The organism is Tolypothrix sp. PCC 7601 (genome assembly GCF_025677855.1).
GTDB lineage: Bacteria > Cyanobacteriota > Cyanobacteriia > Cyanobacteriales > Nostocaceae > Aulosira > Aulosira diplosiphon.
The window spans coordinates 2,058,169-2,085,039 of sequence record NZ_CP064879.1 but is presented as its reverse complement, the minus strand read 5'-3'; the positions used below and the strand labels follow the sequence as shown (position 1 = coordinate 2,085,039).

Sequence of the window (26,871 nt, the reverse complement as noted above, 5' to 3'; positions counted from 1 at the left end):
CGTAAACTTCTCATTAAAATGAGACCATTACTCACAAAGCCTGCTTTAAGACTAAAGGCAACACAATTGTTACCCTGGCATCTCACGATTGAGCACAATACTTGAGAACGCTAATCATGGCTTTGGTTGTGTAAACCATCTTGTGTTCAGGCAATTTTTACATAAAGTAAAATTTTCCCGACAAAAACCAGTATCTGTCTCTACCCTAACTCCTCTAGGCTACAAAGCTACTTTGGTACACCTAATATATATGGACGACACCAGTGAGGATTTCTATAGGGTAGAATATTTCTCCAACCAATAGTTTGTTAAAACAGAGCAAATAGCTAATCAATTTTGGTTTTCCATAAATTGACCAGCAATTTCTTCTCTGCCCCTAACTTCAAAATAAGTAAGTAAAGGGCAAATTTTGTGTCATAAGGTGCAATCATTCCCAATGGTGAAACCTATTAACTATATTATAGAAAGAGAACGGACGCGCTATGGTGCGTCTTTACAAGTTGTGCTATCCAAGTGTAATTTTTGGTATAAAAGTATTTATGCTGAGATAAACAGTATCTTTAATTACCATAATTTATATATAGGGGATAAATTTAACAACAAGAATAATCTCTTTCCTAAGTATTTTTCTTTGGAGGAAAATTATAAAATATACAAAATTAACCTTGTAATAGTGGCGATCAAGGAAAAAAAAATCAATACTGTAAGTTGTAAAATTAATGACTCATCAAAATCATTAGTAGTAATTAAGGAAGAACATATTAAATGCCAAAGAAATCCCCCAATAAATCGGCAGCAGCAAAGTAGAGATCTAAATCTCTGGTTGAAGTTATACAGATCATTTTTAAGTAAATATAGGTATACTTCTTTAGAACTAGTTGTGCGATCGGCTGCGTTCTTGGCTGATGCCGTAGCGAAATTTCGCACTGACAATCCTGTTAGGGTTGGAAGTAGTGAGAACAATAAAGAACACTGCCATATCTGTAGCAGTGTCAAACTATAGTTGACTCTTAGGTGAGTAACACCTGAAAAAGTCGTTTATCTACCTTTCACAAATCCAATGACACTTGATAATAACCAAGGGCTTACCTATAAAAACTCCCAGTCTGTGGGACAGTCAGGGTTCTCACTGGCTGTGAATTCAACCAATCCTTTTAATCACTCAGGGCTAAACTTCAGTCAAAATAATGACGGTAAGAAGATTACTGCTGAAAGCAACCGCATCGGCGAGATCGTTCCTGGTAGAGTTGCTAACATCAAAGTGATTGGTGTAGGAGGCGGTGGTGGTAATGCCGTCAACCGCATGATTGAGTCTGATGTCAGTGGAGTGGAATTTTGGTCAATCAACACTGATGCACAAGCTTTAACATTGGCAGGTGCTCCTAGTCGGTTGCAAATAGGACAAAAACTAACAAGGGGTTTAGGTGCAGGTGGTAATCCTGCTATTGGTCAAAAGGCAGCTGAGGAATCAAGAGACGAAATTGCTACAGCTTTAGAAGGTGCTGACTTAGTATTTATCACTGCTGGTATGGGAGGAGGCACTGGAACAGGTGCTGCACCCATTGTTGCAGAAGTTGCTAAAGAAATGGGCGCACTCACAGTTGGTGTTGTCACACGTCCATTTGTATTTGAGGGTCGCCGTCGTACCAGCCAAGCAGAACAAGGCATTGAAGGTTTAAAAAGTCGGGTAGATACTTTAATTATTATTCCTAACAATAAGTTGTTGGAAGTGATCCCCGAACAAACCCCTGTACAGGAAGCTTTTCGTTATGCCGATGATGTACTGCGTCAAGGGGTACAAGGTATATCCGATATCATCACCATACCTGGGTTGGTCAACGTTGACTTCGCTGATGTGCGAGCTGTGATGGCAGATGCAGGATCGGCATTAATGGGAATAGGCGTAAGTTCAGGAAAATCAAGAGCCAGAGAAGCTGCGATCGCAGCTATTTCTTCTCCATTACTAGAATGTTCGATTGAAGGCGCTAGAGGAGTTGTCTTCAACATCACTGGTGGTAGTGACCTCACCTTACATGAAGTTAATGCGGCTGCAGAAACTATCTATGAAGTGGTAGATCCCAACGCCAATATTATTTTTGGTGCAGTGATTGACGATCGCCTCCAAGGAGAAGTACGAATTACTGTCATTGCAACTGGCTTTACAGGTGAACCACAAGCAGCTCCACAGCAAAATACCGCTAACAATAGGGTAACAACGCCTCCACCTAGAAGGCCTGTAGCACAACAACCTACTGCGAATCCTACTCCCCCAACCCCAATTGCAGAACCCAAAGAAAAACCGATATTAGATATTCCTGATTTTCTGCAAAGGCGACGCAACCCACCCAAAAATTAAGTGATGCTAAAAGTTTGGATTTGAGATGAAATAGGAATGCTGGGTTTACCTGGTTCCTGTATACAATCTGCTAAGTTTTGAGTTTCCTACTTGGGGGAATTCGCTAGTTCGTTGTGCATCTCTGAAATATCACCAATTGATAACTAAACTGCATAACGTTAGCCACAAAAAATTAACTTGGGCAGGAGTCTGTTGACTCTCATGTCCACTAGTATTTTAGGAAAAAGCACAGAAATTGAGAGTGTTGAAGAAGCTTGCTTATAGCTTCATCAGCATCTGTCTGGAAAACGGGAAGACTAGTCCAATTACAGCAATACTTGCTTGTCTAGGTTCGCTAGATTGTCAGGTAAATTACATAAGTGTAAGCTTCCCGTAAAAGATAATTCTAAAAAAACAGATAAGGTAAATTATTTTTCTTTTTTACTTTTTAGAGTCTGTTCAATCCATTGAATGACATCTCTTCCTAGATGAGTGTGATCTAATCTGTCGATTTCACGAATTCCAGTTGGGCTAGTAACGTTAACTTCCGTAAGGTAACCACCAATAACATCAATTCCTACAAAAATTAACCCGTCTTGGCGTAATTTTTCAGCTACTTGGGTACAGATTTCCTGCTCTCTTGGGGTAATTGTGGTTTGAGCAACTGTCCCGCCTGCCGCCATATTATTACGAAAGTCGCTGCCGCTAGAAAGGCGGTTCAGCGCGCCTATTGGTTCTCCATTGAGTAAAATAATTCTCTTATCTCCGTCTTTGGCCTCTGGTAAATAAGTTTGTACCATCACAGGTACTCGACCTTGAAAAGTACTGAGTTCAACAATCGAGTTGAAATTGCGATCGCCTGATTGTAAAAATAAAATCCCTTCCCCAGCTTTGTTACCCAGTGGCTTGAGAACAGCAGCACCTTTTGCGTCCAAAAATTCTCGAATGACCTGCTTATCAGCACTCACAATCGTTTCTGGAATCACATTGGTAAACTGAAGAGCATACATTTTTTCGTTTGCTCCTCGAATACCATTAGGACTATTAATGACTAGGGTTTTGTTTTGATCAATATAGTCCAGAACATAGGTGGCAAAAAGGTAAGCATCATTTACTGGTGGATCTGTCCGCATCAATACAGCATCCATTGTTTCTAAGCAAGCAAAAGCCCGTTGTCCCGCGCTCAACTTGTACCAAGGATTAGCTGCAAAATAACGTCCGTCTACCAACTCGACTGGTATTAGTTCTACCTGTTGTAAAATAGCCCAGGCTTTACCTGCTACGACACTCAACAGATTTGCCTGTGTTATCCACACTTCGTGTCCAAGGATTTGTGCTGCTTCCATCATGGCAACACTGGTGTCATGACATGGATCAAGCTGATGGATGGGATCAATAATAAAAGCTAGTTTCACGCTTTTTGCCTCAAGCACCAGGAAATTTAATGGTGTTCAATTTAAATTATCCCCTGATGTTCTGACTGATTGACACTTGCTGATGTTACCAACAAAGGGTAATTGCCAGAGTTTCTGCATCTAGAGCCTAGTAGCGGCCAGTAATTCATCTAGCTTTCCTTGCCTGTCTAACGCGTGGATATCATCGCAACCGCCAACATGATTGTCATTGATAAAAATTTGCGGCAAAGAGCGTCGTCCATTTGCTCTTTGTGACATTTTCTCTCTTGCGTCCTCATCTCCGTCGATGCTGTATTCGATAAAATTCACCCCCTTTGTATTCAGCAAGTTTTTAGCACGGATACAAAATGGGCAAGTTCTCCAAGTATAAATTTCTACCTTAGCAGCCATAACGTCCTCTATTTATTTGAATATTCTTCATTTTAGAACGTAGACACTAACTCTAGCTGTTTGAGCTAGTTTTACTAATTTCCAAAGTAGCTTCATCAATTTACACAAATAAAGGTTAGTCAAAAGTCGTGAGACTCTTGACTAATTTTAATGTTTGCACCAGTTTTCTTCATGAACCGATAATATTACACTTTAAATACCAGCTACCTCAGCAACCATACGGTGATTGTCCGGCTCACATAATTTTATGACCGTATAAATAGCTAGAATATTTATACATTTACATTAGTAAAAAATACGGTTTATTGGATTGGGTTAATTGTGGATATCATAAAGTCTACAAATAATCGTGAGCCAAAAGATAGATAAATGAGGATTTAAGTCGGTTGATTGAGGAGATTACAAAATGTACCGGAAACTGCAATTAAAATGCTTAAGTAGCAATATTTACGTTTTTTTTGATTTACAGTATCCAGTACATCATTGGCATTAAATCAAATAGAGTATCATTTAAACTATAAAATTTGCCTTTTTTCTCAGTGTTCGTACTGCAATCACTGCCAAGAAACCAAGAGCTGCTGTTGTACTGGGTTCAGGCACTTGTTCTGCTGATATCTGGCTGCTTCTGGCCAATAATTTAAAATCGGGGCCGTTAAAACTGGCTTCTGCTGTCAGTTGAATACCACTTAGAGAAGTAACACCTAACTGTTGCAGTTTGACACCCCATGAACCTACTTGTTGAGCGTCACCTATTTCAGTAGTCTTAATCTTATAGCCTGCGTCTGCTTGGTCTTGATGATTCAGTTTTAAGAAATTACCGATTAAGTTGCCACTGCTATCAATCCCCTGAATACCCAAGTCACTGTTCATCCCCCTTTCCCAGAAAAATAGGTTATCTAATCCACTACTATCTTCCTGAATAGAACTGTTGAAAAAGAGGTTGATTTTAAAAACGCCTCCATCTTCAGTATCAATAATATTGTTTAAATTCTTATTACCCAAAAAGGTAGCAATTTCAGCCCCAGTTGGGTCTTTCAAGCCAGAAACTGAGATAGGTGCATAAGCTAGATCTCCTTGATCTGTACTGGCAGCACCAGTATTGTTATTTGTAGACCCTGGTGTACTAGTACTGTCTGCTTTAACATCTGTAATTGGTGTGTTTTCTAAGATATCAGCTCTAGTACCCAAGGAAAAATTATTAAATTCTTTTCCATTCTGAGTAATAGAACTGAGCCAAATATCTCCTTTAGACGCATCTGTATTTGAAAGCGATGAAGTGTAATTGGTCTGAAAAGTTGCAGCTTTAACAGATGGAGAAAAAGCTAATAATGTTCCAAAAGAGAGACAAACCAGAGTAGAGATTTGGTGAATTTTCATAGTTTTTACTACGATGTTGAATAGTCAAATGTTATTGCCTTACTTAAATTCGTAAGTAAGATAATTTGAAAATTTATTGCTAGGCAGTAATTGCTGTATTTAGATAGCTAAACTTTTAGTCATTCGCTAGTTCACATAGCGATAAATGCACTCGATGATGATTGGATGATCCAACCTTATATAGATATAACTTGCCACACATTCTGCCTCTTAGTACATCGGTTATCCACAGAGTTGATAAAATTTTATTGAAGCTAATAGAGTAATTTTTATATGTATTTATATGGTGACTAGTAACTTCACTGATAACAAGATTGGTAATAAATCAGTAATTCAACGGCAATAATTCAAGATTTATTGAAAGCGGCGGGAAACTCCATCCCCTTGTGGGTGGAGAGGGATAGCTGCCCCGCCGCTTGGGGCATAGGGCATAGGGCATTGGTATGTTCTTTCCCATGCCCCATGCCCCATTCCCAATGCCCAAAAACTCCATCCCCTTGTGGGTGGAGTTTTTCATTAATATCTATATATGATTTAAGCCAAATACCCAGCAGTCACAACCTGGAGGCTACCTTACAAAAAATTTTGTAGTTGATAATCAGTCTTTATTTGGTAATAAATTGGAAAAGTCTGTTTTTTCTTTAGTATCTACACTGAATTAGCTGCACGGTTAACCCAGCCATTAATTGTAAAACGGCTATCGGCAAAAACTTGAGAATGGCAATTAACAGGAAGTACTTCATGCAGATAGCGGCTGAGGAAGAAGACAATACTATTGTTACGTGGCTCAATCGTTGTGAATGATTCGGAATTTACATAAAAGTTGTTGATGATTTTGCTATCGTATATCAGCAACTCGCCACCAGAAAATTGCTTTGGTTCTTGATGAAAGTAGTAAACATAAGTGATTTCTCGGAGAGATGTTTCTGGACTACCATTATCATTATGAATTTTGAAATAATTACCATCATTATGTGCAGTGAGTTGGCTTTCAATATAGGTTATGGGAAATGATGGTAAACCTAATCTATTCACTACATCAGGTACAAGCGATTTTATTCGCGTAGTAATTAGCTCAGAAAACTCAGGAAATGAGTAAAGCACTTTTGATTGACGGTAATTCATCTCATTAGTTGAAGTTGTGGTGACAACAAACTGTAATTCGCGGTCAAGAACATAGTTGAGTAACAGTTGATGTTCTTCTGCTGTAAGAAAGTCTTCTATTTGAATATAGCTAGAGGGCAAAACATCAATATTTTGAGCTTTAACTGGCTGTATTTGGGTAATTAAAGTATCTGATTCTGTAGTCATAAATATTTTCGGGGTAATATAAAAAGCCGTAGTCATTATAACTACGGCTTTTTGCAGCAAAACACAAAATTTACTTGATTTTTAGTATTTACCGAGAGTCAACAGCGTATTGAATTAGCTGCGTTAATCGATGGCGTAGGGTTTCTAATCCCAAACGCTGACTAGCAGAAATAAATACTGCTAGAGGAAACTCTTCCCGTGCTAAAGCGAGAGTTTCGCTACTGACTTGATCGATTTTGTTAAAAGCCACTAATGCTGGGCCTGGAGTCACTGGCATTTGAGCGAGGATTTCTCTAACTGAGCGAATATGGCTCAACCAAGCTGGATGAGACAAATCGACCAAATGCAGTAAAGCATCTGCCTCTGTGACTTCCTCTAAGGTGGCGCGGAAGGCATCCATTAAGGAGGCAGGCAATTCATGTATAAACCCTACTGTATCTGTCAGCAGAATCTCTTGGGTTGCACCTGTCTCAGCATCAGAAATTACCAGACGGCGCGTGGTAGGGTCAAGAGTAGCAAATAATTGATCGGCTGTGTAAACTTCGGCATTTGTGAGGGCATTGAGCAAAGTAGATTTGCCAGCGTTTGTGTACCCAACTAAAGCCACTGAAGGCACTTCCCGATGTTGTCGGCGCTGCCTTAAGCGGGAACGATGTGCTTGCAACTGGTTAACTTCTTGTTGCAGCCGAGAAATGCGCCTTTGAATGGCACGACGTTCAGTTTCTAGTTTGGTTTCACCAGGGCCCCTAGTCCCAATACCACCGCCTAACCGAGACATCGCCTGACCTCTACCAGTTAGTCGCGGCAGCATATACTCAAGTTGTGCCAGTTCTACTTGTAACTTACCAGCACCAGACTGAGCGCGTTGAGCAAAAATATCTAAAATTACTTCGGTGCGGTCTACTACCCGGACACCAATTTGGGCTTCTAGGTTACGGACTTGGGCTGGTGAGAGGTCGCGGTCAAATACAACTAGATTTGCCCCTAAAGTTTGGGCAGTTAAGGCAACTTCTTGAACTTTACCTTCACCGACTACTGTTTGAGGATGAATACGCGATCGCTTTTGTTGTACTGTCTGTAGTACATCGCCCCCGGCTGTATCTACTAACCGTGCCAATTCTGCCAAGGTGTCTTGGAATTGTAGCGGAGTCATTTCATCGGTCATGACTCCCACAATTAGCACGCGATCGTGGTCAACATCTACTTCTTGGGCAACGAATTCGCGCTGAAATTCTGCTTCTAGATTTTCTACTAAATCGATAAAGTCTTGCTGTGCTAACTCATCCAAACTCAGAGGTTGTGACACAGTCCAGGTTGGAGATTGGATATTGTTAGACCCAGTCTTTAACACAGCAGGGCTAGTAATGAGCGCACGAGAATCTTGGGGTGTCAAGTGAGCTAAATAAGCTTCTTTGACGTACCCAGTCGCACCGCCACCTCTACGTGTAAATCCTGCCCCAGTAATATTGAGTACTACCAGGACATCTAACCGTTGCAAAGCCATTGCTGTCAGTGCCGCTTCATTAGGCGGTTCTGGCTTCAAATTAGTAGCTATACAACGGATACCGCTAAGTCGTTCTGCACCATAACGGGGCAATTCTAGCGGTGGGATTTGCGTTTGACGCGGTGTGCCTACCCCCACACGTATCACTTGTCCGCGACGGTTGAGATAGGCACACACAGGCTGATTGAGTTCTGTACTAATTGCTGCCAGACGCTGAGAGAAATCGGACGTACTGATGCTATCGCCCGGTATGCGTTGGTGATACAGCCGCTGTAGTTGCTTTAGCTGGCTGGACTTTAAACCTTGGAGATTTCCGTAGATAGTCTCTATAGGCGTTTCTGACCAGTAAATGGCCCCCCGAATCCTTCTTTGTTTATTTTACAACATCCCTAAAACCCAAAACTATATCTTAAGGGGGTTGCGTAGTGATTTAATCACATTTACTTCTTAATGTAACTAGTCTTTAATGTTATAATTCCATCCCGGCTAGGGTGATGAAGTACTCTTAGTACTCCTGAATAGAAAACTTGAATTTAGTTTGATTTTTATGACTAACTCAACAGAAAATTGGTATGTTGTCAAGCGTCCTGCTGGTAATTGCGAGATAGTCTCTAACTTAGATGCAGGAACTTCCGAGCCAGAAATTATCGAAAAGTGGGGGCCGTTTAGTTCCCAAGGAGATGCGATCGCACGTCGTATAGGATTAATTAGGGCTGGCAAATGCCAACCCCAATAACAGAAAAATGGGGACTGGGGATTAGGTATTGGGAATTACCCAAATCCTGAGGCAATAGCATACCAGTCACAGACAGTTATTTAATTTTTATCAGCACTTGTGGTTGTGGTACCTTTAGCCGCAATTTGTTTGTTTAACACTTCTACAGCTTTGGCATATTGCAAGTCTTCTAAGGTTGCGAGTTTGTCACGTTCGCGGAGCCACAAATCTTGTCTTTGAGCATCGGTCAATTCGACTTTGACATCGGGATCAATGCCGTGTTTGTTAATATCTTTACCACTGGGGGTATGGTACTTAGCAATTGTTACCGCTAATCCCGAGCCATCTTCTAGGGGGCGTACTGATTGTACTAAACCCTTGCCAAAGGTCTGCGTGCCTACCAAAGTAGCGCGCTTGTTGTCTTGTAAGGCACCTGAGAGAATTTCACTAGCACTGGCGGAACCTTTATCGACTAAAACCACCATCGGTTTATCTGTTAAAGCACGCCCATTGGCTACTTCTCGTTCTTGTTCACCTTGGCGGTCGATAGTAGAAACAATTGTTCCTTTATCCAGCCACATCCGGGCAATTTCGACACTGGAGAACAGTAAACCACCTGGATTGCCGCGTAAATCTAATACGTAACCAACAACTTTTTTGGTTTCTAAATCCTTGATGGCTTGTTGCATTTCCTTGCCAGCATTAGCACTGAACTGGTTCAGGCGAATGTAACCAAGGTTACCTGCAGGGCTAGTTTTTTGCGAATATTTAACGGGATGAATTTCTATTCTTGCCCGTGTAATTTCAAAATCTTTAGTTTGACCGCTACGCCTAATAGTTAATTTTACTTTTGTCCCAGCCGCACCTCGAATTAGAGATACAGCTTGGTTAGTATCCATTCCTTGAGTACTTTTACCATCAATTTTGAGAATCTCATCTTTAGATAAAATCCCGGCTTTAAAAGCTGGGGTATCTTCTATAGGCGCAATCACGACTAACTGTTTAGTTTTTTCGTCTTGACTAATTGTGATACCAATACCTGTAAGTTCCCCAGAGGTATCGACTTGCATATTTTTAAATTCATCTGGATCCATAAACCGGGTGTAGGGATCATCTAGCTTTTTGAGCATTTCCCGGATGGACTTATAGGCTTCTTTTTTACTACTGTAAGACTTACTTAAATATTCTTTCCTTACAGCCTGCCAATCTACCTGATTAAAAGTACCGTCTACGTATTGGCGCTGAACAACTTGCCAAACTTCGTCTATCAATTCCTTGGGACTGTTATTTAAAGCCTGACCTCGTGAGTGAATCCCAAGACTTGTAACAGCAATAGTTGAGAGCGTCACTGCCGTAGCACCCAAAACCAGCTTACTTTTTGTAATCACCATAATGACAGCTGCGCCAGAGGAAAATTTGTATAGTCAGTATGCCCAATCTAACACAGGGTATCACTGTAACAGACGAGCATGTATTCTTATTACAGCAAAATACTTGGCAATCCGGCGACCTTTGTGGTCGCCGTTACGCAAATCTTAAGGATCTACCCAACGCCCATCGGATTTGATGAGGTTAATTAATTCCTCTACTCCCTTATCTTCTGGGACTTTTTTGATTTCTTCTCTGCCACGATATAAAGAAATATAACCAGGAGTCTTGCCTACATAGCCATAGTCTGCGTCTGCCATTTCACCGGGGCCATTTACAATACAACCCATCACTGCAATGTCTAAACCGGTTAAGTGTTTGGTTGCTTCTCGAACTTTGTGTAGGACTTCTTCCAAGTTAAATAAAGTACGTCCGCAGGAAGGACAAGCTACGTACTCTACCATAGTTTTTCGCAGGCCTAAGGCTTGCAGTATGCTATAGCAGACCGGAATTTCCTTCTCTGGTGATTCTGTGAGTGAGGCTCGAATTGTGTCGCCAATGCCATCAGCCAGTAATGTGGCAATACCTGCTGTAGACTTGATTCGTCCGTATTCACCATCCCCGGCTTCTGTGACACCTAAATGCAAGGGATAATCCATACCCAGCTCATCCATGCGCTTGGCCATGAGACGATAGGCAGCTACCATGACTGGTACGCGCGAAGCCTTCATGGAAATTACCAAATTGTGGAAGTTGAGAGATTCACAAATACGGATGAATTCTAAAGCTGATTCCACCATCCCCTCTGGGGTATCGCCATAGGTAAATAGCATTCTCTCCGCGAGAGAACCATGATTTACCCCTATTCGCATAGCTTTCCCTTGATCTCTTAAAGAAACCACCAAAGGTTCTAGGGTTTCACGGATTTTGTCACCAATTTCATCAAACTCTGTTTTGGTGTATTCGCCTCTATTAGTATTTGGCTTTTCAAACACATATAAACCGGGATTAATCCGTACTTTTTCGATGTGCTTGGCAACTTCCAAAGCGATTTTCATACCGTTGTGATGTACATCAGCAACTATAGGTACATCTCGGTATGTTTTAATAAGTTTTTGCTTAATTTCCGCTAAAGCTTTGGCGTGAGCCATACTAGGCACAGTAACGCGGACAATTTCGCAACCAATTTCGTGCAAACGACGAATAGCTGCTACTGAACCATCGATATCTAAGGTATCTTCGTTGATCATCGACTGTACTACCACAGGGTAGCCACCCCCAATGATGACATCCCCCACTTTTACCGGACGAGTTTTACGTCGCTTAATTGTGGTATCAAAGTTAGGTTCGCTAGATGTGGTGTTTACAGTTGTAACTGTGGGCAGAGTTTGCATAACCTCATTAGGTAAATTTGCTGTAGCGAAAATATCAAATTTCAAAATCTCTGTTTCTCAGATTGCCACAGCTGGGGCGCTTTTGGTCAATTACTGTGCAAAAAAAAAAGAATGTGAGATAAGACTAGAAATAAAGAAGATTTATCGATTTTTTTTGTCAGGGGAAATAGCCTATTTACTAGCCTTTGCTAGTTGATAGGAATCACTTTATTACTGAGTTATAAATGATAACACTAATGCTAATTAGTTTATTAAATCAGCTTACATAATTTTTATCTATGAGATGCATCAAGCAGCAGCTTTCATTACTACGGCATTTTACGAGTATATAATTAACTCATTCCCCTTCAGAGGATGAAATAAATCAACAAATTACTATTCATTAATAGTTCAAATATTGATATTTATCTCATTTAATATAGATGCTCGACTTCTGGGGGAAAGCCAAATATTTCTGCTTCATCTACATTTTGATATTGCAGAATATCTTTAACTTTATTTTCTGGCATTTTGGGATTACAGAATATAGCATCAGCCCTGTATATCTCACTCAAATCAGTTTCTCTTTCGTCGGTATTGGAGAAATTAGCCTAATTCATCTTGGTTGATCAGGGCGATCGCACAATCTGGCTTTTTATAATACAAATATACTATCAAGACTATGGACGAGCAAAAGACGAAACGCGATCGCAATACTACTCGGTTAAGCATTGTGAACTCAAAATTGGTTTTGGGGAAAAGGTTAAAGGTTAAGGGTTAAAGGTTTTTTCTTTCCCGTTTCCCATTCTCCTTTTTACCCTTAAACGACAAGTATTGAAATGCGATCGCTCTTGGTTAAGTTAATGACAATTATCTACTGCTGAAGTTGTGTAAGTCGGATAAGCTAGGGAGTTACAGAGGCGATCGCTCTCACAAATTGTTACATTAAACTTAATCTAACTTCAATATGAATACTCAAAGCACAACCCAACTGCCAATTCCCCCATACTATCAACCTGAAAAAGTGGGTGAAGTTTGGCGTGTACCCTATCAAGAACGCGCAGCACAGGCTGAAGCATGGGCAAAACAACATCATGTCCAGCCAGCAGCTTTAGATAAGCGTCGTATTTGTCTGCTATTAATTGATGTGCAAAATACTTTCTGCATCCCAGAATTTGAATTATTTGTAGGCGGAAAATCTGGTATGGGAGCAGTAGAAGATAATCAACGCTTATGTGAATTTATTTATTGCAATTTAGGATTCATTACTAAAATTACTCCTACCTTAGATACTCATACAGCTACCCAAATTTTTCACCCGATTTTCTGGATAAATTCGGCTGGAGAACACCCCATACCAGCAGCAACAAATATTACTCTCCAAGATGTAGAGCAAGGTATTTGGCAAGTTAACCCTGCAGTTGCTTACAGTATTACTAGAGGTAATTACGAATTATTAGAAAAGCAGGCTTATCACTATGTGAAACAGCTAAGTCAAAATGGGAAATATCCCCTCACCGTTTGGCCGTATCACTCAATGTTAGGCGGGATTGGTCATGCTTTAGTTTCTGCAGTAGAAGAAGCAATTTTCTTCCATTGCATTGCACGTCAGAGTCAAACGCAATTTGAAATTAAAGGCGAGAATCCCTTAACCGAAAATTATTCGATTTTACGTCCAGAAGTATTAATAGGGTTCGATCAAAATCCTCTGGCGCAAAAGAATACGCATTTAATTCAGCAACTTTTAGAATTTGATGCTGTAATTATTGGTGGTCAAGCTAAAAGCCACTGCGTCGCCTGGACAGTTGACGATTTATTAACAGAAATTCAACAGGTAGATGCTACCCTCAGTCAAAAAGTTTATCTCTTAGAAGATTGCACTTCTCCTGTTGTAGTTCCTGGCATTGTTGATTATACAGAACAAGCTGATGCTGCTTTTAATAAGTTTGCCGCAGCCGGAATGCATATTGTCAAATCTACCGACTCGATCCAATCCTTTTTTTAAAGTACTACTCTATTTTTTTAAATAAGCTTTTGGATCTTGAGCTGTCCAACCAAGAGATGAGCTGGAACGTACTTCAAAATGCAGGTGGGGTTGTTTAGCTGCTGGTTGTCCAGTCGTTCCCACAGTTCCCAGGACATCACCTTTTTTCACTTGCTGACCAGCAGTCACCTTGATGGTGTCAAGATGGGCGTAGCGGCTTTGCAACCCACCACTGTGATTAATAATGACCAACTTGCCATAGCTACCTTGTTCCTTAGCAAAGGCGACAACTCCGGGTGCGATCGCTTCCACGGGTGTACCAACGGCGGCTACCAAGTCTACCCCACTATGGAAAAAGACTTCACCGGAATGAGGATTAATTTGCCAGCCATAAGGTAACGCCACAGTAGTGGCTGCTGATAAAGGATACCCACTTAGTTGGGTAGGCGGCTGATTAGTCTGAGGAGGCGCAGCGACAACGCGATTTGATGCACCATTCACCCCAGGAACAAATACAACTCTAGGGTCTTTTTGACAACCATTGATTTCAAACATAGCATCAGCACGCACTTTGTACTTTGCTGCTACTTGTCGCCAAGTTTGACCTTGAGGCACTTCGACTACAATTCCATTGTAGGGAGGAATCTGAAGTTCACTACCAACCGTCACTGCGCCGTTTTTCACAGATGGGTTCATCACGGCGATAGTTGCTGGAGCTAGTTTATAGAGTTGCGCTATACTCTCTAAGGTTTCGCCACGAGCAACTGTATGGCGCTGGAAACGAGACAAGGCTGGAGTTGGACAACTCTCTACAGCAGATGTGGAGCTTGGTGATGAGAGTATAGATCCTAGCCCCAAAGTGCTGACTAAACTACAGATAAACACTAAACGGTAAGGACGAGTCATGCCTACTAGTTAAAGAGAGTTTTAATTTTTAATTTTAAACTTGGGTATTGGTGAGTAGAAGCTGATGGGAAGCTAGTAGTTCCCTGAAAATGTTGTGGAAGGTAGAAGAATTACTGAAGCTTCTCCGATTTTTTGTTGACTGTTCTGTTAAATTGCTCTGTCCACTCGCTGTTTGCTTGACTAAACTTATAAATTAGTAGCCGCATTGCTATCTTTAGAGCGAAATTATTATGAAGTTATCTTTAAAGCAACTGGCCGTCTACATATCTTTACTGGTAATTGGCGGTGGTGCAGGTTTGTTAGGTAGTGGTTATCTCCTACCAAAGCGTTATTCGTTTCAAGAACTAAAAAATGTTACCGCAGCTTTACCTTCAGAATCAGTAAACCCTCCTGCTTATAGCGGGCCAATTGGGAATACTGGTGGTGATAATGTGAATTTTATTGCTACGGCTGTACAAAAAGTTGGGCCGGCTGTAGTGCGAATTAATGCTACCCGCAAAGTGGCAAATCCCATTTCTGACGCTTTAAAAAATCCTTTGCTGCGCCGCTTTTTTGGTGAGGATGAGCAACCAATGCCAGAAGAAAGAATTGAGCGAGGTACGGGTTCAGGATTTATTTTGACAGAGAATGGTTTATTGCTGACTAATGCTCATGTAGTAGCAGATACCGATACTGTCCAAGTAACCCTCAAGGATGGGCGAACTTTTGAGGGCAAAGTGCAGGGCGTAGATGCAGTTACAGATGTAGCTGTAGTGAAAATCCAAGCAAAAAAATTACCTACAGTCAAGCTAGGTAATTCACAAAATTTGATACCAGGGCAGTGGGCGATCGCAATTGGTAATCCTTTAGGTTTAGATAATACTGTCACTATTGGCATTATCAGCGCTACCGATCGCACTAGCGCTCAAGTTGGCGTACCAGAAAAGCGCGTCAGCTTTATCCAAACTGATGCAGCAATTAATCCCGGTAATTCTGGCGGCCCTTTATTAAACGCCCAAGGTGAAGTTATTGGTGTGAATACAGCAATTCGTGCTGATGCTCAAGGTTTGGGTTTTGCGATCCCCATTGAAACAGCTGCCCGCATCGCTAACGAACTGTTTACCAAAGGGCGTGTAGATCATCCTTTTTTGGGAGTAGAAATGACAGATTTGACTCCCACCAAAAAAGAGCAGATTAATCAAGAAAATAAGCTGAATATTCAACAAGATGCTGGTGTGGTCATTAAAAGTACCCTGGAAAATTCACCAGCAAAACGCGCCGGACTGCTTCCTGGCGACGTGATTCAAAAAATCAATCGTAAACCAGTTAAGACAGCAGCCCAAGTTCAAAGACTAGTCGAGTCTAGTTCTGTAGGAGACACGCTAGAAATTGAAGTTAGCCGCGAAGGTAAAAATCACATCTTCAAAGTACAACCAGGGGCTTATCCGCAAAAGAAGTAGCTAGAGGTAAGGGCTAGGGGCTAGAGGTAAGGACTAGGGGCTAGAAAGTTAGAGAAAAATAATTTAATAACTGATAATTCTAGCGGCCGACTCTTGACCCTTGACTTTTACCTATTGACTAGACAAATGGTCTAACTGCATCCTCTGTTCCATTTGACGCAGGAAATAACCAGTCATCATTGCTGACGCTAAAAGGCCTGCAAGGTTTTCCCTATCTGTTGTGATTTGCACGTTAAAATTTTCCGGGGGTAGCATTCCCACTAGCCCTTGAACATTCTGCGAAATTATTTGTTTAATTTCAGGACTAACGGACTGGGCAACGCGGGCCATAACTTCCGGCGACTGATGCTGTAGATATTTGAGCAACTGATTGGGATTTTCCTCAAAATAGTCGTTTAGAAGCTGGTTAGGGTGTTCCTCAGAGTTGTCATTCAAAAAGTCAGGATTAAACTCCATTGGCAGTTTTTTGTAGCTTAGTTGCTGATTCTACTCTAAACCATAGTCAAAGGGTAATGCATTCCCCACGGGTATAACCTGTTGATTCTACCCTCAGGAAGGCGGCTACCTGATTTCTAGCAGAGCAAGTCCCTGTAATAAGGATTTACAACTATTTTACGCTGAACTTTAGTGGCTAGCGGTGGTTTTGATATTGGTAAATGTTTCAGTATCAGTACCCAATACTGCTCGGTTAAGGATTTTAAACTCTTAATTTGGTTTGGGGAAAAGGTGAAAGGGTAAGGGTTAAAGGTTTATTTCTTGCCCCTTTTCCCCTTCCCCTTTTCCCCTTAACCGACAAGTATTGTATCAGTACCATCTATTCTGCTACTGCTTCTGCTTTCAGTTCTAGATCTAACTCTAGTTGTTGTTCTTGTTGATTTTGGGCAAGTATTTGTGGAAGTTGCTCAATTTGAAAATACTGATGAAATTTAGGTGTTACTTGTAACGAATACGAGCGAGAATCGCTATCTCGGCGCTTGCGAACAAAACCAAGTTCCACAAGTTCCGGGACATGTTGATATACTCCCGAACCCCGTAAGTTAATTAAGTCGCTTTGGAGTATGGGGCTATTGAGGGCGATCGCAGCTAAAGTGCGTAGTGCACCTAAACCTAATTCAACGGGAATTAGCGTTTGCACTAAGTCATGAAAATCAGACCGCAGTTGCAAACTATATCCATTGGGTGTCTCTACGACTTCTAGGGCGCTGTCTCGACGGGCATAATCGTCAATGAGTTCCATCATGCCTTCTTCAACCGTAGCGCGATCGCACGCGGCATACTCGGCGATTTCACCGAGCGACAAGGGCTTACCCTTCAAATAGAGAATTGCTTCTATCTTCGTCGCTGTGGCTGTATTCATTAGTCGTTAGTCATTAGTCATTAGTCATTAGTCATTAGTCATGTGTATTTGACAACTGACACCTGACGCAAGACGAGTTCTAAGTGAGTGGGATGCTATCATAAATATTATGATTTGTCAATAAATATTGGGCATGGGGCATTGGGCATGGGGCATTGGGCATTGGGTAATCAATAATTACTTTTTCCCCCTCATCTTCCCCAGTCCCCAGTCCCCAGTCCCTATTCCCTACCTTTAAGAATAAATTCTGCGATCGCCAAATCTTGGGGAGTGGTGACTTTGAGATTTGTCTCTTCACCCTGAACAATTCGGACTTCAATGCCACATTTTTCAAACAAAGCAGCATCGTCTGTGACTTCCCAACCTTGGCGTACACCTTCGGCGTGGCACTGTTTCAACAGCTTGACATCAAAGCCTTGAGGTGTTTGTGCTGCCCACAATTGACTTCGGTCAGGTGTACTTTGGATAATGCCATTCTCGCCGACGACTTTAATCGTGTCTTTGACTGGTATTGCGGCAATTAACCCAGGACAGTGACGAATAGCTTCCGCACAGGCGTTGAGTAAATCTGGGGTGGCTAAACATCTCGCCCCATCGTGAATTAAAACTTGCTCTGCAGCTTCTGGAAGCGCCTGTAAGCCATTGTAAACAGATTCCTGCCTGGTTGAGCCACCAGCAATTAATTCCACTGGTTTATTGAGCTTTAAATCAGCGAGGATAGCTTTTAAGTCATCCCAGTCAGTGGGTTGGGAAATAATTCCAATCCAACTGATGCTACTAGCTGCCTCTGCAGCTTTGAGAGTCCAAGCAATAATGGGTTGCGATCGCACTGTCAAGAGGAGTTTATTGCGGTCACTCCCCATTCTTTTTCCTAAACCTGCTGCGGGAATTAGTAAATACACAGAACTTCTTAAATCGTAAAACTGGGGATTGGGGACTGGGGACTGGGGACTGGGGACTGGGGATTGGGGACTGGGGAACTCGGGGCCCCCTCTGGGGATAAGGGGTAATGGGGACTAGGGATCGGGGACTGGGGATGAGGGAGATGAGGAAGCAGGGGGAGAAATTTTTATTAACAATTACCCATTACCCATTACCTATTACCTATTACCCAATGCCCCATGCCCAATTCCCAATTCCCGATTCCCTAATACCTATATTCCCCTAAAATAGGGAGCGAGTAAGCGTAAATAAATATTATGCGAGTAGTAGCCCTTGTACCTGGCGGAATTGGCAACCAAATTCTTATGTTTCCGGCTCTAGATGAACTGAAGCGCTATTACCCAAACGCTCAGATAGATGTCGTGGTGGAACCCCGGTCAAAGGCAGCTTACCGGGTTAGTAAGTCGGTGAATGAGGTATTGACCTTTGATTTTAAAGACCGCAACAGTTTGGCGGATTGGGGTAACTTAGTGGGCATTATTCGCGATCGCGAATACGATGTGGCCATTACAGTAGGACAAAGCTGGTTAGTAGGACTGTTTCTGTGGTTAACAGGAATTCCTACCCGGATTGGCTATCAAGGTAAGGGTGCAGTTTTTCTCACTAATACTTTACCTTTCCAGTCATCTCAGTATTTAGCAGTGGGTTATCACAATTTACTGCAACCGTTAAACATTCAAACTCCTTGTCCAGAATTGTCCTTAAATGTCCCCAAACCCGATATTGAGTGGGCACAACAGGAACAAAAACGCTTAGGTGTGAATGAAACGGGCTACATCTTGATTTATGCTGGCTCTAGTCTGTCAGCTTCAGCTAAAAGCCGAAATCCCGTTTATCCTGTAGAAAACTGGCAGCAGATAATACAAGAGTGCCAACGCAAGCAACCAGATTTGCCTATAGTGATTTTTAAAGGCCCTGAAGATGAACAAATAGTGCGATCGCTTTTGGATTCCTGCCCAGATATTAAGGTAACTTCCCCTGATAATATTGGTAAGCTAGCCACGATTGTTACTGGAGCAAGTTTGATGTTGACTACTGACAGCGCACCTCTGCAACTAAGCGTGGCAGTTCAGACTTATACAATTGCGCTGTTTGGCTCTACAGATCCAGCACAAGTGTTACCAAAAAGCGAGAAATTCCTGGCTATTAAGTCTCCTACAGACAAAATTGGCGATATTTCACCCAAAGTAGTGTTAGAGAAAATCTGGAATGGTTAAACCAGCATTTTTCTGAGACGGCGATGGTATATGAGATCCAATTAAGGCAATTCTGTTAATCATGAATCCCTGCAATTAAAGCCTGTTTGTTCGTGATCCACATCTTTTCAATATCTCCCTGCGTTGGCTAATCGCCTGGAAAATTGTCTTCCTAGGCGATTAGCTCCATTAATCTCACGCTGATTGCGTAAATGGTGTTATTCCTAATTAATTAGATTTTTACGTTTAAGCAACTACTGAAGTGCTAGGTAGGATTTAGCTAATTATGACATTTGCTGCAAAGAAAATATGTGGTAGCGGCAAAGGTTTTAATGTTAATAAATTTTAAAAAATTACTTTTTAAAAAAAATAACTTTATTTTTTTTAAAATCGTTAGTTTCAATGTAGTTTTGGGCAAAGTAAAAATTAGATGACTCTAATCATCTGTATTTGACCTAGGCTAGAGCAAATCGAGATTGAATCAATTTCCTTGCTATTAAAGAGGATAAAGAGCAATTAATCGTTAAGGCTGAAGTTTTTACCAAGTCTCTATTGCTCATCAGGTTTTACTCAGTTCCCAATGCCTAGAAAATAAATAGTAACTTTAGGCATTTTGCTTTAATCAAGGAATTTGCAGTTGTGTTACGAAATAAATTACCCACAGTCTAAGATTTACATGAAAACCGAAAAGATTCAGCAACTCAGTAAATAGAACTGAGAATAAGCAATTGCTGGGCGATCCCCGCATTATCATCAGCAACAGATATAGCAGATGTAGTTTGGGCGAAGCGCAGCGCAACCCAACATGAATCTTGAAAGCTTAATCTATATTTTTGTGCTGGGTTTCCTTACCTCAAACACCAGTTGCTACAACGAGGGGAATCGGTGCGTTGCTAGGGTTCCCCAACCTACGTATCTGGTGAGATGGCGATCGCACGGCTGTATGATCACCTAATCTTTTTAGCAGGTAAATATAATTCCCTATATTAGTGTTCCCTAGTGACCGTATTGTCTTGAGGCAGATGCATTTTCCATGACTGACGTTGAGTTATAAAAAGGAAAAATCAATGGCGATTCGATTACATGGCTTTCTTAATAGTTCCAAGCGTTACTTTCAAGTAGAAAGTCAGCCGCATCATATCACTGGAATTTTTAAGAGAATCATGCACTCTCAAAGCTTATATCGCTGCGAATTTACTGATGTCCATAGCGCTTATTATGAAGATGAAGCGGACGGAACTATAACTTTCTACCAAGCAAATCAAGATAAAAACAGTCAGCCAGGTATTTGGACTTATCTTGTTTATGAATGTCTAGAAAGTGAAGAAAAAGTATTTAGTGATACTGTAATTGATACAAGTATCAGCCATTTGCTGGTACTATTAGCTGGTCAAAAGCTACCGCAAGTTACTGTTAATATTTGTGAATATCTTAATTATAAAAATTATGACTGCGAATATTTAGATGTGCAGCTGCCTTCTGAGTTGAATAATCAAACAGGGAGAGAAATTGCTCATCTTTTGTTAGAGGAGATGAAAGCTTTCAAAGCATCATCTATTTTTAAAGAAGATATAGGGAAAAAATACCAGCAAGCTGTATTAGAAGGATTTATGCAAGCTGCACGGGAAATTTTAGCTAAAAATGGTACAGCTAAAGATTTTGAAACTGCTCAATATGATGTGCTAAATAAAATCCCTATTGATGATGTAGCCAACTTAATTATTGCTTATAACGATTATCGAATATGGCAGGCTGCTTTACCCAGTAAATCTAAAGCAGTCGAATTTGCTTTTAAAACAGCATTAAATTTAATTTGTCAGATTAAGTAATCTCAAATCTATGCAATTAGCTGTAGGGAATTTACATATAACGTCCCTACAGCTAATGCTTTGATATGTTTAAAATGCCTCAAAGAAAGCATCATCTAATTCATAACCAAGCATTTGCGCTAGGGATTTGAGGCGTGATTGACTTGGTAAACCCTGCTGTTTTAACCAATCACTTAAAATAAATATTTTGTGCATCAGAAATATTTCTAGAGCTTCGGGATTAAACTGAATCCCTTCTTTAGCACTAAACTGGTGTGGTACCAGCATGGCGGTGTAACGGGCAAATTCTCCAGCCTTCCAATCTAAGAGAAATGGTAGCCAGGGATATTTAGCATCCAGGCGAACAAACCACAGCCGCACTTCAGGAACCTCCGAAAGTTCGCGGGGATCGCTGGGTTCTAAGGCATATTTGATATCGAAGCGTAGTTGCTGTTCTTGGGATACAATCGCTTGCTCTTGGAATATTTTTTCAATTACCGTTGAGACGGGCGACAGATCCAGATTGTTAATGGAATCAGTATTAATTGCGATCGTGATTGTCATTGACTCAGCAGCCACTTTATTTATGCTCAACTGTAGGCTTGAGAATACACAGTAGCAGCTTTCAGGTATCGTTGGTATATTTACCGCGAATTTACCCAGATTTTCAATTGCAAAATTAAAGACGCGAATAATATCGCGTCCCATAACGTCTTTGTCTATTTGCCGAAATTTAAAGGAATATCATCTTTCTAAGAGTTATTGGCATCCGTTTCCCTGCTAGACCTCCTGTTGCAAAGATGAGGTAGTCTGTGGCTAAGAATGACATATTGCCATTTGCACTTTGTGTTTGCCTAAAGTTTATACCTATTAACATTAATGCATTCATATTTAATACCTAAAGGTATAAATTCTATGATTTGCATATTCTCATCCTTGAAATTTTTATTTGCTCTAGTTACTTACTCCATACAAATTACACATTAAATACTGAATACTGAAAGTGAAGAAAATCTTAATTTTGATTTGCGCGATATCAATATTAATTTTCGGATTTCTGTATTCACCTGTTAGACATTATGTAAATTTGCGGACGTTATGTTAATACGTGGATATGCTGAAATTTTAGGGTATGGGACAATGATTTCCGTGTTAATTACATTACGATTTTTGATTGGCGATGCTAAAAGAAAATCTCTTGCTTTTTCTGTAGTTAAACCACTCGACTGATGTTTTGCGCTAGAGGGTTTATTAGCAAGGATTTAGGGAATTTAAGCTCTTACTGATAAATTCCCAGGTACCCAAATATTAAAAAAAGTTGAAAATAAAACCTATTTATAAAGTAAATATTAAATTATCTCAGGTAGGTTAAGCTCACTATGATGTTTCATTTTTGAATGATTCAAATATTTTTTGCATGATGATACATGAATCAATCGTTCACGATTCCTAGCAATCCTGATAAATTGAGTTGATTTGTACCAAGTTACTGAAAAAACTATTTTAAATTAGGGCTAGTTGCTACTCTTACTTATCGTATTTTTATCATATTGAATGTAGCTTATACAACTTTAACACTGAGAATATTTCTGCTAAAAAGGTCAACAGACAATCAATATTTCTTGACCTTGCAGGCAAAAAAGAGACGAAAAAGCTTGCCCTTAGTGGACATTACTCACTATTTTAAGCTAAAGTTGTAATGAGTTTGCTTTAGACTAGGATGTGACAAAACGACAGTCAACAAACAAAAAAATTTTTGCCCTAGCCTGTGATTTTCGCAGCGTTCAAAAGCAATCGCCCAGGTAGAGGTGCAAAGTAATAGGAATATCCTCGCATATACGAATAACCAATTAACCTTGAAATGGGAAAATTAGCCCAATAGTTAACAAACTTATAATATGCAAAAACAAACAATATCTACCAAACCAATTCGTTCTCTAGAAGATGCGCTGGAGCAGTGTCAACTGCTAGGAATGCGGGTTAGTCGCCAGCGGCGCTTTATTCTAGAGCTGCTTTGGCAAGCTAAGGAACATCTATCTGCTAGAGAGATTTACGATCGCTTAAACCAACAAGGTAAAGAAATCGGTCATACTTCTGTTTATCAAAATTTAGAAGCTTTATCTAGCCAAGGTATTATTGAGTGCATTGAACGTTGCGACGGTCGTTTATACGGTAATATCAGTGACTCTCATAGTCATGTTAACTGTCTAGATACTAACCAGATTCTTGATGTGCATATAGAGCTACCAGAAGATTTTGTCCGCCAAGTTGAACAGCAGACTGGAGTACGGATTACTGATTACAGTATCAACTTTTATGGTTACCGTAACCCGCAAGCAAGCTGATTGGATATAGTCAATTGGACGGGGGAACAGGGAATAGAGACGAAAGTTGACTGTAATTGACGAAATGAAGTATTAGCTCAGTAGTCTAGATAACTTTGACAGCTACGTAGTTAGCATTTTAGTTATTGAATCAAAGCTGCAGAGGTTGCTTGTAATAACTATGATGCTGGGTACGAAAACAAGTCACAATGGGTAGGACTAACCAAAATACCAATGCTGTTTTCTCACTCAGGTAAAACAGCCTATCTGTTGTTGAACAGACTATGAGCGATCGCCCTTTAAAATTATTGTTAATTGACCAAGACCCTATTTTCCGGTTGGGACTGCGGGTAGCATTGGCAGAAATTCCGAATTTGCAAATAGTATCGGAAGTTGAAACAGATACGGCTGCTTTGCAAGTTTTAGCAGAAATCGCCCAGCAAGAACCGAATTATGTCAATTTAGTGGTTTTAGAATTAGGTAATCCTCGCTTTCCTCAGCTTCAGCAGCAGGGATTACAATTTTGTAGACAAATAAAAGCTTTATACCCAAATTTACCTCTACTACTCCTCAGTTCGGTTACAGAACCGGAACTACTTTTAGCAGCCAAAGCTGCTGGCGTAAATGGATATTGTCCTAAAGGAATTGCTGTTTCTGAGTTGCTTACAGCTATGCAAGCACTAGCGCAAGGTGGTTCTTTTTGGTTTACGGTTGGACTAGTTCAAAACTCAGTACTCCCAACTCAGAACTCAGTACTTACTCAAAATTCCCCACTTCCTTTTGCGAGGTTGCGAAATAATTGGCGTTTGTCTGGGATTGCTTACATTGAAGCTAGCCTGAAGTCAGTGACAGCACAATTGCAAGTGCCAGGATTACCAGTGATGGATCAGGCGATTCTAGCAGGACGGCGACGAGAATTATTAGCAGCGCGTTGGTTGCTGAATCGGTTGCTAGCTGCACCACAAGAAAGACAACCAGAACCGCAAGTCATACCTGATTCTATGCAATTACCGCCTCCTATGACTTCGCCGAGTAATGCGATCGCTCCATCAAATACATCAAATTTAATACAACTACAAGATTCTTTACCTTCATTTAGCCCTAGAACACTGCAATCTAATTTATTTGCAGCTTGTATCACCAAATTACAGTTACCTTTAGAAAATGTTACAGATATACCTTTAGAGATTGATATTCTGCGTGCTAGTAAAAAGCGAGAATTGCTTTATTTAATTCTGCAGAAACTTGCTAAACAGTTGGATGAATTACGCGTTGCTGAGATATCAATCAATCAATTATATGATTTAAAAAAATCTCTGATATATGATTTATGGCAATCCACAGTCGCAGATTTTTTTGGGAGATTTTCTCGTTTGCAAGTAGGCGATCGCAACTTAGAAATAGTTAATATATTGCTACAAAATCCGCAACCAATCCAAACAGTAATTCTGCAAAAAATCCCTTTAGTAATGGATTTATTTACATATTTGCTATTTCAGAGAGATTTGCAAATAGATAATACTTCTTACCCAGCAGATAGCCCAGAAGCAGAGTCACAGGCATTAATAATTTTAGAGAACTTCTTAATTCAAGTAGCTAATGGGGTAATACAACCGCTACTTAATTATTTTGCTGATGTAGAAGTGATTAAACAAGATTTTTATGACCGCAGATTAATTTCTACCAGAGAAATTGAACGGTTTAGAAATGATTTGTCTTGGAAATATCGTTTAAATAATTATATTAATGAGCCGACGGCAATTTTTGAAAGCCGCTATGAGCTATTTGTATTTGCACCGCGTGGGATTGCGAAAACCTCAATTTATGCGCCTCGTAATCAGGAATTAACCCAACTATCTGGGATGCCACTAGTGGTAACATTACTTTTAGAATTTCGGGATGCGATCGCGCCTCGGCTAAAATCACTATTAGCGATTTTTGGTAGTGGTATTGTCTTCATTCTCACCCAAGTTATTGGTCGAGGTTTGGGTTTAATTGGTCGCGGAATTCTTCAAGGAATTGGCACGGTTTCGTTAACAGAAAAAAATCTGAGGCGTAATAGCGATAAGGGGCAGAGAGGATAAATAATTCAAAATTCAAAATTATGTTTGTTCTCTGTTAGCTATTACAAACAGCAAACGCCAAATGACCACTGACAAATGACCAACAATGATTTTATAGGTTTAGCAGCCTCTTATACTTATGCGATCGCACTGCTTCTCTTTGGTGAGGGATTAGGGAGGCTATTTCATGTCCCACCAAATTTGACTCGTAAAATTATCCATGTGGGTGCAGGAATGTGGGTATTTGGTATCCTGCTGCTGTTTCACAGTTGGGAAATAGGCATTGTACCGTTTGCTAGCTTTATTCTCGTCAACTACTTGCTTTACCGTTACCGAATTGTGAAAGCAATGGATACTGATGACAGTTCACCAGGTACAGTTTATTTTGCCATTTCCGTAACGCTGCTGTTTGGATTGCTGTGGCGACCATCTGGGCCAGTAGATAATGTTGCGATCGCGGTGGCTGGAGTCATGGCGATGACTTGGGGAGATGCACTAGCAGCATTAATTGGTAGGCGTTTCGGACAGCATAAATATCAGGTGGGAAGTTCTGTCCGTTCTTGGGAGGGTTCAGTAACGATGTTGCTTGTGAGTACGACAGTAATTTTTTTAGTATTGCTGTTATTACCAAGTTCATCACTGAGTCCTTTAGCAGTAACTTATAGTTTTGAAAAAGCTGTTTTAGCGGCTGTTGTTAGTGGTGCTTTTGCAACCTTAGCTGAAGGTGTTTCACCTCACGGTACAGATAACCTCAGCGTTCCCTTAGTAACCGCAAGTGTTATTTGGTTATTTAACTATTTTTATGTCTAACTTTAAGCTTCATCATTGCCAAAAGTGACACAAGGACTGTCAATTTCTTGTGCTGGACTAAATGAACTACAAAACATTACTCTAGTGCAATTAATACCTGCTTCTTCGGGATGAATACATTCGATAGCGTCTTCTACTTTGATATGAAAAGCGCAGTCATGACAGATACTTTGAGATGGTGGTGTTGGCGGAGATTCCTCATTCATATTGGTCAAGTATTTGAAGATAAAAATTACTCCAAAACAGCAAATAAT

Annotated in this window: 25 protein-coding genes; 10 read left to right on the top strand and 15 right to left on the bottom strand. The window is 40.6% G+C overall.

Annotated features, from left to right (window positions below):
* Positions 1 to 1,060: 1,060 nt before the first annotated feature.
* Positions 1,061 to 2,356, top strand: coding sequence for a cell division protein FtsZ (ftsZ, locus tag HG267_RS08700; RefSeq protein ID WP_045872945.1), 1,296 nt, complete (start codon positions 1,061 to 1,063; stop codon positions 2,354 to 2,356).
* A gap of 407 nt (positions 2,357 to 2,763) precedes the next feature.
* Here ftsZ and gshB read toward each other — a convergent pair whose 3' ends face one another.
* From gshB to hflX, 5 genes are all read right to left on the bottom strand, one after another.
* Positions 2,764 to 3,750, bottom strand: a complete 987-nt coding sequence (gene gshB, locus HG267_RS08695; RefSeq protein WP_045872944.1) for a glutathione synthase — start codon at positions 3,748 to 3,750, stop codon at positions 2,764 to 2,766.
* A gap of 120 nt (positions 3,751 to 3,870) precedes the next feature.
* On the bottom strand, positions 3,871 to 4,140 hold the full coding sequence (gene grxC / locus HG267_RS08690; RefSeq protein WP_045872943.1) for a glutaredoxin 3: 270 nt from the start codon (positions 4,138 to 4,140) through the stop codon (positions 3,871 to 3,873).
* Positions 4,141 to 4,650: 510 nt separating this feature from the next.
* On the bottom strand, positions 4,651 to 5,517 hold the full coding sequence (locus HG267_RS08685) for an exosortase-dependent surface protein XDP2 (RefSeq protein WP_045872942.1): 867 nt from the start codon (positions 5,515 to 5,517) through the stop codon (positions 4,651 to 4,653).
* 648 nt (positions 5,518 to 6,165) lie between these two features.
* The gene (locus tag HG267_RS08680) at positions 6,166 to 6,828 is read right to left on the bottom strand and encodes a 2OG-Fe(II) oxygenase (protein ID WP_228045317.1); all 663 of its coding nucleotides are present in this window, start codon (positions 6,826 to 6,828) and stop codon (positions 6,166 to 6,168) included.
* An 88-nt stretch (positions 6,829 to 6,916) separates the two neighbouring features.
* A complete protein-coding gene (gene hflX, locus HG267_RS08675; RefSeq protein WP_071989459.1) occupies positions 6,917 to 8,662 on the bottom strand; it encodes a GTPase HflX in 1,746 nt (581 codons plus the stop codon).
* A gap of 217 nt (positions 8,663 to 8,879) precedes the next feature.
* Here hflX and HG267_RS08670 point away from each other — a divergent pair, with 217 nt between their 5' ends.
* On the top strand, positions 8,880 to 9,068 hold the full coding sequence (locus HG267_RS08670; protein WP_045872940.1) for a hypothetical protein: 189 nt from the start codon (positions 8,880 to 8,882) through the stop codon (positions 9,066 to 9,068).
* Positions 9,069 to 9,148: 80 nt separating this feature from the next.
* On the opposite strand, the gene ctpC is transcribed toward HG267_RS08670, so the two are convergent.
* The 4 genes from ctpC to HG267_RS08650 form a co-directional block, all read right to left on the bottom strand.
* Positions 9,149 to 10,438: a carboxyl-terminal processing protease CtpC gene (ctpC, locus tag HG267_RS08665; protein WP_045872939.1), complete on the bottom strand. Its 1,290-nt coding sequence runs from the start codon at positions 10,436 to 10,438 to the stop codon at positions 9,149 to 9,151.
* A gap of 144 nt (positions 10,439 to 10,582) precedes the next feature.
* Positions 10,583 to 11,809, bottom strand: coding sequence for a (E)-4-hydroxy-3-methylbut-2-enyl-diphosphate synthase (ispG, locus tag HG267_RS08660; protein WP_045873028.1), 1,227 nt, complete (start codon positions 11,807 to 11,809; stop codon positions 10,583 to 10,585).
* Between the two features lie 413 nt (positions 11,810 to 12,222).
* On the bottom strand, positions 12,223 to 12,363 hold the full coding sequence (locus HG267_RS08655) for a hypothetical protein (protein WP_155539508.1): 141 nt from the start codon (positions 12,361 to 12,363) through the stop codon (positions 12,223 to 12,225).
* 31 nt (positions 12,364 to 12,394) lie between these two features.
* Complete coding sequence (locus tag HG267_RS08650) at positions 12,395 to 12,520, bottom strand: hypothetical protein (protein WP_255325306.1); 126 nt, start codon at positions 12,518 to 12,520, stop codon at positions 12,395 to 12,397.
* 235 nt (positions 12,521 to 12,755) lie between these two features.
* Here HG267_RS08650 and HG267_RS08645 point away from each other — a divergent pair, with 235 nt between their 5' ends.
* Positions 12,756 to 13,793: an isochorismatase gene (locus HG267_RS08645; RefSeq protein WP_045872938.1), complete on the top strand. Its 1,038-nt coding sequence runs from the start codon at positions 12,756 to 12,758 to the stop codon at positions 13,791 to 13,793.
* 9 nt (positions 13,794 to 13,802) lie between these two features.
* On the opposite strand, the gene HG267_RS08640 is transcribed toward HG267_RS08645, so the two are convergent.
* On the bottom strand, positions 13,803 to 14,678 hold the full coding sequence (locus tag HG267_RS08640; RefSeq protein WP_045872937.1) for a LysM peptidoglycan-binding domain-containing M23 family metallopeptidase: 876 nt from the start codon (positions 14,676 to 14,678) through the stop codon (positions 13,803 to 13,805).
* Positions 14,679 to 14,908: 230 nt separating this feature from the next.
* On the opposite strand from HG267_RS08640, the gene HG267_RS08635 reads away from it, so the two are divergent.
* Positions 14,909 to 16,117: an HhoA/HhoB/HtrA family serine endopeptidase gene (locus HG267_RS08635; protein ID WP_045872936.1), complete on the top strand. Its 1,209-nt coding sequence runs from the start codon at positions 14,909 to 14,911 to the stop codon at positions 16,115 to 16,117.
* A 111-nt stretch (positions 16,118 to 16,228) separates the two neighbouring features.
* On the opposite strand, the gene HG267_RS08630 is transcribed toward HG267_RS08635, so the two are convergent.
* The 3 genes from HG267_RS08630 to ispD form a co-directional block, all read right to left on the bottom strand.
* Complete coding sequence (locus HG267_RS08630; protein ID WP_045872935.1) at positions 16,229 to 16,573, bottom strand: DUF760 domain-containing protein; 345 nt, start codon at positions 16,571 to 16,573, stop codon at positions 16,229 to 16,231.
* A gap of 358 nt (positions 16,574 to 16,931) precedes the next feature.
* On the bottom strand, positions 16,932 to 17,474 hold the full coding sequence (gene scpB / locus HG267_RS08625; protein WP_045872934.1) for an SMC-Scp complex subunit ScpB: 543 nt from the start codon (positions 17,472 to 17,474) through the stop codon (positions 16,932 to 16,934).
* A 221-nt stretch (positions 17,475 to 17,695) separates the two neighbouring features.
* A complete protein-coding gene (gene ispD / locus HG267_RS08620) occupies positions 17,696 to 18,376 on the bottom strand; it encodes a 2-C-methyl-D-erythritol 4-phosphate cytidylyltransferase (protein WP_045872933.1) in 681 nt (226 codons plus the stop codon).
* 107 nt (positions 18,377 to 18,483) lie between these two features.
* Here ispD and HG267_RS08615 point away from each other — a divergent pair, with 107 nt between their 5' ends.
* The 3 genes from HG267_RS08615 to HG267_RS08605 all read left to right on the top strand — a co-directional run bounded on the left by HG267_RS08615 (position 18,484) and on the right by HG267_RS08605 (position 21,441).
* Complete coding sequence (locus tag HG267_RS08615; RefSeq protein WP_155539506.1) at positions 18,484 to 18,642, top strand: hypothetical protein; 159 nt, start codon at positions 18,484 to 18,486, stop codon at positions 18,640 to 18,642.
* A gap of 31 nt (positions 18,643 to 18,673) precedes the next feature.
* On the top strand, positions 18,674 to 19,633 hold the full coding sequence (locus tag HG267_RS08610) for a glycosyltransferase family 9 protein (protein WP_045872932.1): 960 nt from the start codon (positions 18,674 to 18,676) through the stop codon (positions 19,631 to 19,633).
* Between the two features lie 1,046 nt (positions 19,634 to 20,679).
* The gene (locus HG267_RS08605) at positions 20,680 to 21,441 is read left to right on the top strand and encodes a hypothetical protein (protein ID WP_045872931.1); all 762 of its coding nucleotides are present in this window, start codon (positions 20,680 to 20,682) and stop codon (positions 21,439 to 21,441) included.
* A 69-nt stretch (positions 21,442 to 21,510) separates the two neighbouring features.
* Here HG267_RS08605 and HG267_RS08600 read toward each other — a convergent pair whose 3' ends face one another.
* Positions 21,511 to 21,984 (bottom strand): CRR6 family NdhI maturation factor, encoded by a 474-nt coding sequence (locus HG267_RS08600; RefSeq protein WP_045873027.1) that lies wholly within the window; start codon positions 21,982 to 21,984, stop codon positions 21,511 to 21,513.
* A 1,334-nt stretch (positions 21,985 to 23,318) separates the two neighbouring features.
* Between HG267_RS08600 and HG267_RS08595 the strand changes: the two genes are divergently transcribed.
* The 3 genes from HG267_RS08595 to HG267_RS08585 all read left to right on the top strand — a co-directional run bounded on the left by HG267_RS08595 (position 23,319) and on the right by HG267_RS08585 (position 26,617).
* Positions 23,319 to 23,765: a Fur family transcriptional regulator gene (locus HG267_RS08595; protein ID WP_045872930.1), complete on the top strand. Its 447-nt coding sequence runs from the start codon at positions 23,319 to 23,321 to the stop codon at positions 23,763 to 23,765.
* 263 nt (positions 23,766 to 24,028) lie between these two features.
* Positions 24,029 to 25,828, top strand: coding sequence for a DUF3685 domain-containing protein (locus HG267_RS08590; protein ID WP_045872929.1), 1,800 nt, complete (start codon positions 24,029 to 24,031; stop codon positions 25,826 to 25,828).
* 75 nt (positions 25,829 to 25,903) lie between these two features.
* Complete coding sequence (locus HG267_RS08585; protein WP_045872928.1) at positions 25,904 to 26,617, top strand: diacylglycerol/polyprenol kinase family protein; 714 nt, start codon at positions 25,904 to 25,906, stop codon at positions 26,615 to 26,617.
* A 2-nt stretch (positions 26,618 to 26,619) separates the two neighbouring features.
* Here HG267_RS08585 and HG267_RS08580 read toward each other — a convergent pair whose 3' ends face one another.
* Positions 26,620 to 26,823 (bottom strand): hypothetical protein, encoded by a 204-nt coding sequence (locus HG267_RS08580; RefSeq protein ID WP_045872927.1) that lies wholly within the window; start codon positions 26,821 to 26,823, stop codon positions 26,620 to 26,622.
* Positions 26,824 to 26,871: the final 48 nt, after the last annotated feature.